This window comes from Azospirillum sp., from assembly GCF_050789165.1.
Genome location: NZ_JBOZRT010000046.1, coordinates 1 through 10251, shown reverse-complemented (window position 1 = coordinate 10251; position 10251 = coordinate 1). Strand labels below are relative to the sequence as shown.

At 69.9% G+C, this 10251-nt stretch carries 7 protein-coding genes and 1 pseudogene; 3 read left to right on the top strand and 5 right to left on the bottom strand.

Features of this window, described 5'->3' with window-relative positions; genetic code table 11:
• From ACRWK7_RS10265 to oxlT, 3 genes are all read left to right on the top strand, one after another.
• The coding region (locus ACRWK7_RS10265) for an NAD-binding protein (protein WP_431856118.1) at positions 1 to 515 on the top strand (515 nt) is incomplete at its 5' end.
• A 34-nt stretch (positions 516 to 549) separates the two neighbouring features.
• Positions 550 to 1833: a glycerate kinase type-2 family protein gene (locus ACRWK7_RS10260; RefSeq protein ID WP_431856117.1), complete on the top strand. Its 1284-nt coding sequence runs from the start codon at positions 550 to 552 to the stop codon at positions 1831 to 1833.
• Between the two features lie 188 nt (positions 1834 to 2021).
• Positions 2022 to 3323: an oxalate/formate MFS antiporter gene (gene oxlT / locus ACRWK7_RS10255; RefSeq protein WP_431856116.1), complete on the top strand. Its 1302-nt coding sequence runs from the start codon at positions 2022 to 2024 to the stop codon at positions 3321 to 3323.
• Between the two features lie 42 nt (positions 3324 to 3365).
• Here the strand turns inward: oxlT and ACRWK7_RS10250 are convergent, their stop codons facing one another.
• The 5 genes and pseudogenes from ACRWK7_RS10250 to ACRWK7_RS10230 all read right to left on the bottom strand — a co-directional run.
• Positions 3366 to 4367 (bottom strand): NAD(P)H-quinone oxidoreductase, encoded by a 1002-nt coding sequence (locus ACRWK7_RS10250; RefSeq protein ID WP_431856115.1) that lies wholly within the window; start codon positions 4365 to 4367, stop codon positions 3366 to 3368.
• Between the two features lie 298 nt (positions 4368 to 4665).
• Positions 4666 to 5469 (bottom strand): IclR family transcriptional regulator, encoded by an 804-nt coding sequence (locus ACRWK7_RS10245; protein ID WP_431856114.1) that lies wholly within the window; start codon positions 5467 to 5469, stop codon positions 4666 to 4668.
• 16 nt (positions 5470 to 5485) lie between these two features.
• Positions 5486 to 8239, bottom strand: coding sequence for a formate dehydrogenase subunit alpha (gene fdhF, locus ACRWK7_RS10240; RefSeq protein WP_431856113.1), 2754 nt, complete (start codon positions 8237 to 8239; stop codon positions 5486 to 5488).
• Positions 8236 to 9966: an NAD(P)H-dependent oxidoreductase subunit E gene (locus ACRWK7_RS10235; RefSeq protein WP_431856112.1), complete on the bottom strand. Its 1731-nt coding sequence runs from the start codon at positions 9964 to 9966 to the stop codon at positions 8236 to 8238. Before ACRWK7_RS10235 ends, fdhF begins: the two co-directional genes overlap by 4 nt.
• 103 nt (positions 9967 to 10069) lie before the next feature.
• A pseudogene (locus tag ACRWK7_RS10230) lies at positions 10070 to 10251 on the bottom strand (formyl-CoA transferase); the annotation flags it as partial.

Below are 10251 nucleotides of genomic sequence, written 5' to 3'. Positions count from 1 at the left end.
CCATCATGGTCGGCGGTCCCGACAAGGCGTTCGAGACGGTCCGGCCGCTGTTCGACAAGATGGGCAAGAACGTCACGCTGGTCGGCGGCAACGGCGACGGGCAGACGACGAAGGTGGCCAACCAGATCATCGTGGCGCTGACCATCGAGGCGGTCGGCGAGGCGCTGCTGTTCGCCTCCAAGGCCGGGGCCGACCCGGCCAAAGTGCGCCAGGCGCTGATGGGCGGCTTCGCCAGCTCGCGCATCCTGGAGGTGCACGGCGAGCGCATGGTCAAGCGCACCTTCGATCCGGGGTTCCGCATCGAGCTGCACCAGAAGGACCTCAATCTGGCGCTGTCGGGGGCGCGGGCCTTGGGTCTGTCGCTGCCGAACACCGCGACCTGCCAGGAGCTGTTCAACGCCTGCGCCGCGCACGGCGGCAAGGCGTGGGACCATTCCGCCATGGTGCGTGCCCTGGAGTTGCTCGGCGGGCACGAGATCGGGCAGAATCACCGCACACTCCAGGCGGCCGAGTAAGACTGCCGAGCAAAACCAACGAGAGGGCTGAGCCGTGACCGTCGCCGATCCGCGAACGCTGTTGACCGACATGTTCCGGGCCGCCGTGGACTCGGCGCAGCCCTCCCTGTGCGTGCCGCCGCACCTGCCCCCGCCGCCGAAGGGCCGCACCGTCGTGGTCGGCGCCGGCAAGGCGGCGGCGGCCATGGCGCGCGCGGTGGAGACCAATTGGAACGGGCCGCTCTCCGGCCTCGTGGTCACCCGCTACGGCCACCGCGTTCCGACCGAGCGGATCGAGGTGGTCGAGGCCTCGCACCCGGTGCCCGACGCCGCCGGCGAGACGGCCGCCCGGCGCATCCTGGAGATCGTCGGCGAGGTCGGGCCGGACGACCTGCTGCTCTGCCTGATCTCCGGCGGCGGCTCGGCGCTGCTGGCGCTGCCGGCGCCGGGGCTGACCATGGCCGACAAGCAGGCGGTGTCGAAAGCGCTGCTGAAGAGCGGCGCCACCATCACCGAGATGAACTGCGTGCGCAAACACCTCTCCGCCATCAAGGGCGGGCGGCTGGCCGCCGCGTCGCGGGCGCCGGTGGTGTCGCTCATCATCTCCGACGTGCCGGGCGACGATCTGTCGGTCATTGCCTCCGGCCCCACCGTGGCCGATCCCACCAGCTTCGCCGACGCGCTGGGCGTGCTGGACAAGTATGGCATCACGCCGCCCAAGCCGGTGCTCGACCACCTGCTGGCCGGCCGCGACGAGACCCCGAAGCCGGGCGACGCGCGCCTCGCCCGCACCCGGAACATCCTGGTCGCCACGCCGCAGATGGCGCTGGAGCGCGCCGCCGAGGTGGCGCGCGAGGCCGGCGTCACGCCGGTGATCCTCGGCAACGCGCTGGAGGGTGAATCGCGCGAGGTGGCGCTGGTGCACGCCGGCATCGCCCGGCAGGTCGCCGGCCACGGCCAGCCGGCCCCCGCCCCGTGCGTGCTGCTGTCCGGCGGCGAGACCACGGTGACCGTGCGCGGCCAGGGCCGCGGCGGTCGCAACGCGGAGTTCCTGCTGGCGCTGGCGGTGGCGCTGGACGGGCTGCCGGGCGTGCACGCGCTGGCCGCCGACACCGACGGCATCGACGGCACCGAGGACAACGCCGGCGCCCTGCTCGCCCCCGACACCCTGGCCCGCGCCGCCCAGCGCGGCGTCAAGGCCAAGGAGCGGCTGGCCGACAACGACGGCTACAGCTTCTTCCGCGCGCTCGACGACCTGCTGGTCACCGGCCCGACGCTGACCAACGTCAACGACTTCCGCGCCGTGCTGGTGACGGAACCCCTCCCTCCAAGGTCATAGCGGATAGTCCTACCCCTAAGCATGAGGCTCTAGTCGACTGGACGGGTTGTTGTCCAAGCTGAATGTTATGCACACTCGCATTCGGCGGACATGGAATACCGAGTTTGGCATGCCAACCCCGGTGCTTCGGTCGGGCACGCGACACAGTCAGAACAAAAAAAGCTCTATGCACCCGGGGGAGGAATCATATGCGGCACAACGGAGCGGGGAATCCCCCGCCGCGCAACGCGCGCTGGGTCCAGTTGCTGATCGGCGTGATCTGCATGTCGATGATCGCCAACCTCCAGTACGGCTGGACCCTGTTCGTCGAGCCCATCGAGGTCAAGCACGGCTGGGGCCGTGCGGCGATCCAGATCGCCTTCACCATCTTCGTGGTCACCGAGACGTGGCTGGTGCCGGTCGAGGGCTGGTTCGTCGATAGGTTCGGCCCGCGCATCGTCGTCCTCGTCGGCGGCGCCCTGTGCGCGCTCGCCTGGGCGATCAACTCGGTCGCGGACTCGCTTGGGCTGCTGTATCTGGGTGCCGCCATCGGCGGCATCGGCGCCGGCGGCGTGTACGGCACCTGCGTCGGCAACGCGCTGAAGTGGTTCCCGGACCGCCGCGGCCTCGCCGCCGGCCTGACCGCCGCCGGTTTCGGCGCGGGCTCCGCGCTGACCGTCGTGCCGATCGCCACCATGATCCAGACCTCGGGCTACGAGGCGACGTTCCTTGCCTTTGGCATCGGCCAGGGCGCGGTGGTCTTCCTGCTCGCCTGGTTCCTCGCCGAACCGAAGCACGGCGACGTGCCGGCCGCCGGCACGGCGCAGGTCGTGCAGAGCCGCACCAGCTACACGCCCACGCAGATGGTCAGGACGCCGGTGTTCTGGCTGATGTACCTGATCTTCGTGATGGTGGCGGGCGGCGGCCTGATGGCGACGGCGCAGCTCGGGCCCATCGCCAAGGACTTCCACCTCGACGGCGTGCCGGTCTCGATCCTGGGCCTGACGCTGCCGGCGCTGACCTTCGCGCTGTCCATCGACCGCGTGCTGAACGGCGTGACGCGCCCGTTCTTCGGCTGGGTGTCGGACAACATCGGCCGCGAGAACACGATGTTCATCGCCTTCGCGCTGGAGGCGGTGGGCATCGTGGCGCTCAGCGTCTACGGACGCGACCCGGTGGCGTTCGTCATCCTCACCGGTCTGGTGTTCTTCGCCTGGGGCGAGATCTACAGCCTGTTCCCGGCCTGCTGCGGCGACACCTTCGGTTCCCGGTTCGCCGCTTCCAACGCCGGGCTGCTGTACACCGCCAAAGGCACGGCGGCGCTGCTGGTGCCGTTCGCCAACGTCATCGCCGACGCCACGGGAAGCTGGATGGTGGTGTTCTACATCGCCGCCGCGATCAACGCATTGGCCGCGCTGCTCGCCCTCCTCGTGCTGAAACCGATGCGCGCGCGGCTGATCGGCGCGTCATCGCAGCCTGTGGCTGGCCGCTTAGGCGTCGCGGCCGAATAACAAAACAGCCCCTCTCCCTCGACGGGAGAGGGGCTTTTCAAATCACTCCCCGACCCGCAGCACGATCTTGCCGACGTGCTGGTTGCTCTCCATCAGGCGGTGCGCGTCGGCCGCGGCAGCCAGCGGGAAGGTCTCGCAGACCACAGGCTTCAGCCGGCCCTGCGCGATCAGCGGCCACACCGTTTCATGCAGCTGCGCCGCCAGCGCCTGCTTGTAGGCCAAGGGTCGAGCCCGGAGAGTCGAGCCGGTGAGTGTCAGCCGCTTGGTCATCACCGGGAACAGGTTGACCTCGGCCTTCGGGCTGCGCAAGAAGCCGATCACCACGTAGCGCCCCTCCACCGCCATGCAGTCGATGCTGCGCGCCAGGTAGTCGCCGCCGACGATGTCCAGCACCACGTCGGCGCCCTTCCCGCCCGTCTCCTCCTTCACCACCACGGCGAAGTCCTCGGCGGTGTAGTCGATGGCGCGGTCGGCGCCGAGGTTGCGGCAGGCCCGCACCTTGTCGGCGCCGCGCGCGGTGGTGAAGACCCGCGCCCCCAGCGCCTTCCCGAGTTGGATCGCCGTGGTGCCGATGCCCGAGGCGCCGCCATGCACCAGAAGCGTCTCGCCGGCCTGCAACCGCCCGCGCTCCACCACGTTGGACCAGACGGTGAAGAGCGTCTCCGGCAGCGCCGCCGCCTCGGCCATGGTCAGGCCCTCGGGTACCGGCAGGCACTGAGCGGCCGGGGCCGTGCAGTACTCGGCATAGCCGCCGCCGGCCAGCAGCGCGCAGACCGGGTCACCGACGCTCCACCCCGTCACGCCCGCGCCAACCGCGGCGATGCGGCCGGCGACCTCCAGGCCGGGAATGTCGGTGACGCCCGGCGGCGGGTCGTAGCGGCCCATCCGCTGCAGCACGTCCGGACGGTTCACCCCGGCGGCCAACACCGCGATCAGCACCTCGTCCGCCCCGACGGCTGGCACCGGACGCTGCACCGGGACCAGCACCTCCGGCGCTCCGGGCTTGCTCACCTCGACCACGGTCATCGACAACGGCAACGCCATGGCTCCTCCCCTTCCCTGTCCTGTGGTCAAAAAAATGGCCGTGCTGACAACAGCACGGCCAAAACCGAGGATTCCGCAAGAAGCGACAACTACAACTCGCCAGATACGGAGGGCACAGCACCCTCTGTCCATAAAAATATGGCACGTATTGGCGGCGGAATCCAAGCCCTATTTCTATGTTTCCACCATGCGGAAACTTAGAATTCTCACAAACAAAATGGCCGCGCGGCGAATGCCGCGCGGCCAAGTTTTGCAGGGAACCTCGCAAGGACGCAAAAATACTAACAACCCAGACAACTTACATGGGCAGGCGGCCTCCGAACTCCGCCGTGATGGCGGCGGCGGTGCGCTTGACCATCTCACCCAGGTCGCGGACCCGGGTGTCCTCGATCCGGCGCGTGGTGCCGGACAGCGAGACGGCGCCGACCACGGCGGTCGTCTCGTCGTAGATGGGGGCCGCCACGCAGCGCAGGCCGGACACCCGTTCCTCCTGGTCTATGGCGTAGCCGCGGGTGCGCACCAGGGTCAGCTCCTGCTTGAGCGCCGGCAGCGACGACACCGTGGTGCGCGTGAACTGGCGCATGCCGCGCTGCGAGAGGATCGTCTGGATCCGCGTCTCCGCCATGCCGGCCAGCAGCGCCTTGCCGACGGCCGAGCAGTGCAGCAGCGTGCGCTCCGCCACCGGCACCGTCGTCTGGACGGCGCGCGGGCCGGCGACACGGTGCAGGTAGATGGCCTCGCCGTTGTCCTCGACGGCGAGGTTCACCACCTCGCCGCTGTCCTCCATCAGGCGGCGCAGGCGCGGCCGGGCGACGTCGACCAGGCTGCGGGTGCGCAGGAAGTTGATGCCGGTCATGTAGGCCTGCAGCCCCACCGACCACCCGCGCTTGCCCTGGTCGAAGCGGACGTAGCGCTCCTCCTGCAGGGTGGTCAGCAGGCGGTGGGTGGTGGAGGGCGACAGGCCGGCCGCCTCGGCGACGGCGGTCAGGCTCATGGGCCCGCCGGCAGCGCCGAGGATCGACAGGATGTTGAGCGCGCGGGACAGCGATTGGACCAGCTGCCCCTTCACCGGCGTCTCTGCCGCGAGCGCTTGTGCTTTCATGATACCGTCCCTCCGGTCACGCGACGGGTTCGATCCGCGCCGCGGCGAACTTGAACTCGGGAATCTTGCCGAACGGGTCGAGCTTCGGGTTGGTCAGCACGTTGGCCGCCGCCTCGGCGTAGCAGAACGGGATGAACACCAGCCCGGTCGGAACGCCGTAGTCGGAGCGCGCCTTCAGCTCGATCACGCCGCGCCGGGTGGTGACCTTGACCATGTCGCCGCCCTTGGCGCCCATGCGGCGCAGGTCGGCCGGGCTCATGTAGGCCACCGCCTCCGGCTCGATGTCGTCCAGCACCTGGGCGCGGCGCGTCATCGATCCGGTGTGCCAGTGCTCCAGCTGGCGCCCGGTGGTGAGCACCATCGGGAACTCCTGGTCCGGCTCCTCGGCCGGCGGGATCACGTCGGCGGGCACCAGCCGGCCACGGCCGGTCGCCGTCGGGAAGCCGTCACCGAAGACGATCTCCTGGCCGGGGTCGTCCGGCGACAGGCTCGGGTAGGTGACGCTGCCCTCGCGTTCCAGGCGGTCCCAGGTGATGTTGTCGAGCGAGGGCATGGCGCCCTTCATCTCGTTGAACACGTCGCGCGGGTGCTCGTAGGTCCAGTCGAGGCCCAGGCCGCGGGCCAGCTCCCGGAGGATCCACAGGTCCTGGCGCGCCTCGCCCGGCGGCGGCAGCGCCTGACGGCCCAGCTGCACCTGGCGGTTGGTGTTGGTGACCGTGCCGTTCTTCTCCGGCCAGGCCGAGGCCGGCAGCACCACGTCGGCGTACTTCGCCGTCTCGGTGAGGAACAGGTCCTGCACCACCAGGTGCTCCAGCGTGGCCAGCGCCTCGCGGGCGTGTTCGACGTCCGGGTCGGACATCGCCGGGTTCTCGCCCATGACGTACATGCCGCGCACCTTGCCGGCGTGGATGGCGTCCATGGTCTCGACCACGGTCAGGCCGCGCTTGGTCTCCAGCTTGGTCTGCCAGAAGTCCTCGTAGAAGGCGTGCACCTTCGGGTCGTCCACCGGGCGGTAGTCCGGGTACATCATCGGGATGAGGCCGGCGTCGGAGGCGCCCTGCACGTTGTTCTGGCCGCGCAGCGGGTGCAGGCCCGTGCCCGGACGGCCGATGTGGCCGGTGACCAGCGACAGCGCGATCAGGCAGCGCACGTTGTCGGTGCCGTGGGTGTGCTGCGACACGCCCATGCCCCAGAAGATGATCGAGGCCTTGGAGGTGGCGTACAGCCGCGCCACCTCGCGCAGCGTCCCGGCGTCGATGCCGCACACCGGAGCCATCGCCTCCGGCGTGAAGGCGGCGACGTGCGCCTTCAGCTCCTCGAAGTCCTGGGTGTGCTCGGCCACGTACGTGGCGTCGTACAGCCCTTCGCCGATGATGACGTTCAGCATGGCGTTCAGCATCGGCACGTCGCGGCCGGGCTTGAACTGCATCATGTGGGTGGCGTGCCGGCGCATCGCGGTGCCGCGCGGGTCCATGATGACCAGCTTGGCGCCCTTCTTCACGGCGTTCTTGAAGAAGGTGGCGGCGACCGGGTGGTTCTCCGTCGGGTTGGAGCCGATCACCACGATGACCTCGGCGTCCTCGGCCGCCATGAACGGGGCGGTCACCGCGCCCGACCCGATGCCCTCGATCAGCGCCGCCACCGATGAGGCGTGGCAGAGCCGCGTGCAGTGGTCGACGTTGTTGGTGCCGAAGCCGGTGCGCACCAGCTTCTGGAACAGGTACGCCTCTTCGTTCGAGCCCTTGGCCGAGCCGAAGCCGGCCAGCGCCGAGCCGCCGTGCGTGTCGCGGATGCGCTTCAGGCCGCCCGACGCCAGTTCCAGGGCCTCCTCCCACGACGCCTCGCGGAAATGGGTCAGCGGGTTCGCCGGGTCGATGTCCACGTCGTGCTTGGACACGCCCTCGCGGCGGATCAGCGGCGTGGTCAGCCGGTGCGGGTGGTGGATGTAGTCGAAGCCGAAGCGGCCCTTGACGCACAGCCGGTTGTGGTTCGCCGGGCCGTCGCGGCCCTCCACCGACAGCAGCTTCTCGTCCTTGATGTTGTAGGTCAGCTGGCAGCCCACGCCGCAGTACGGGCAGACGCTGTCCACCTTGCGCTCGGGCGCCGCCTTGAAGACGCCGGTGTCCAGTTCGACCTGGGTCTTCGGCATCAGGGCGCCGGTCGGGCAGGCCTGCACGCACTCGCCGCAGGCGACGCAGGTGCTGTCGCCCATGGGGTCGTCGAAGTCGAAGACGATCTTCTCGTTGTGGCCGCGCAGCGCCATGCCGATCACGTCGTTGACCTGGACCTCGCGGCAGGCGCGGACGCACAGGTTGCACTGGATGCAGGCGTCGAGCTGCACCGCCATGGCGGGGTGGCTGAAGTCCTGGGAGGCCGGCTTGGCGCGGGTCGGGAAGCGGCTCTCGTTGACGCCGACCCTATCGGCCCAGTTCCAGAAGCGGGAGTCCGGGTCGTGCGCCTTGTCGCGCTCGGGCTGGTCGCCGACCAGCAGCTCGAACACCATCTTGCGGGCCTGCTTGGCCTTGTCGCTGGCGGTGCGGACGTACATGCCCGAGGTCGGCTTGCGCATGCAGGAGGCGGCCAGCACGCGCTCGCCCTCGACCTCCACCATGCAGGCGCGGCAGTTGCCGTCGGAGCGGTAGCCGGGCTGGTTGGAATGGCAGAGGTGCGGGATCTCGGTGCCGAGGCGCGTGGCGACCTGCCAGATGGTCTCGCCCGGCTGGGCCTCGACTTCCTTGCCGTCGAGGTGGAAATGGATGCGGCCGCTCATTGGGCGCCCTCCCGGTTCTTATCGTTGCTCACGGCGTTGTTCAGACGGCCGCGGAAGTGCTTCAGCGCGCTTTTCAGCGGGTTCATGGCGGCCTGGCCGAGGCCGCAGATCGAGGCGCTGCCCATCACCGCAGCCAGCTCGTCGAGCAGCGGCTCGTCCCACACCGGGCGCTTGATCAGCGACACCGCCTTCTCGGTGCCGACGCGGCACGGCGTGCACTGGCCGCAGCTCTCGTCCTCGAAGAAGGACAGCAGGTTCAGCACGACCTGGCGCATGTCGTCCTGGTCCGACAGCACCACCACCGCGGCCGAGCCGATGAAGCAGCCGTGCTGCTCCAGCGTGCCAAAGTCGAGCGGGATGTCGTCCATGCTGGCCGGCAGGATGCCGCCCGAGGCGCCGCCCGGCAGGTAGCCGGTGAAGCTGTGCCCCTCGGCCATGCCGCCGCAGTACTCCTCGATCAGCTCGCGGATGGAGATGCCGGCGGGGGCGAGCTTGACGCCCGGGTCCTTGACGTGGCCGGAGACCGAGTAGCTGCGCAGGCCGGTGCGGCCGTTGCGGCCGAAGCTGCCCCACCACTCCGAGCCCTTCTCGATGATGTCGCGGATCCAGAACAGCGTCTCGACGTTGTTGATCAGCGTCGGCCGGCCGAAGAGGCCGACCACCGAGGGGAACGGCGGCTTGTGTCGCGGCAGGCCGCGCTTGCCCTCGATGCTCTCCAGCATCGCGGACTCCTCGCCGCAGATGTAGGCGCCGGCGCCGCGGCGCAGGTGGATGCGGGTGTGCCGCGCCAGCCCGGCGGCCTCGACCACGGCGATCTCACGGGCCAGGATCTCGCGGCACTGCGGGTACTCGTCGCGCAGGTAGATGTAGACGTCCGTCGCCTCCACCACCCAGGCGCCGATCAGCATGCCCTCAAGGAAGCGGTGCGGGTCGTTCTCCAGGTGGAAGCGGTCCTTGAAAGTGCCGGGCTCGCCCTCGTCGCCGTTGACCGCCATCAGGCGCGGGCCGGCCTCGTGCCGCACGAAGCGCCACTTGCGCCCCGTCGGGAAGCCGGCGCCGCCGAGGCCGCGCAGGTTGGCGCCTTCCAGGCGGTGCAGGATGTCCTCGACGTCGCGACGGCCGTCCAGGCAGTCGCTCAGCAGCGTGTATCCGCCGCCGGCGCGGTAGGCGTCGAACCCGGTGTACGCCGGGATGTGCGGGTGGGTGTCGCCGCTCTCCACCGCCTTGACCACGCTGTCGACCGTGGCGTTCTCGTGCAGCGCGTGGCCGATGGCGACCGCCGGGGCGTTGTGGCAGGCGCCCATGCAGGGCGCGCGCACCACGCGCACCTCCGAACCGAGCGCCGCCGGCAGGTCTTCCAGCAGCTTCTCGCCGCCAGCCATGCAGCAGGACAGGCTGTCGCACACCCGCACGGTAACCGGCGGCGGCGCCTCTTCGCCGTCCATGACGATGTCGAAGTGGGCGTAGAAGGAGGCCACCTCGTACACCTCGACCAGGGAGAGGCGCATCTCCTGCGCCAGCGCCGCGAGGTGGCGGGCGTGCAGCCCGTGGTAGGTGTCCTGCAGCAGGTGCAGGTGCTCGATCAGCAGGTCGCGCTGGCGGGAGCGGTCGCCGAGCAGCGCCTGCACCTCGGCCAGGGCCGCCGGATCGACCTGCCGCCCCTTGGGCTGCGGCCGCGTGTTCCGGCGCCCGGCGCCGGGGTGGATGGCTCGCTTCTTGGGCGCCATGACCGTATCCATACCCGTTCCCTCAGTTTTTTTGTGGTTCCCCGGTGCGGCGCGTCGCGCGCACCGGGTCCCTTAGCGATATTATCCTGATTTACTCGGCGGCCTACTCTGCGGCCATGCGCGGGATGCGGCCGAGCGCCCCGCCGTCGCGGACCGCGGCGATGCGCCGGTCGTCGAAACCCAGCACGTCGCGCAGGATCTCGTCGGTGTGCTCGCCCAGCAGCGGCGAGCGCGTCACCTCGGTCGGGCTGTCCGACAGCTTGATCGGGTTGCCCACCGTCAGGT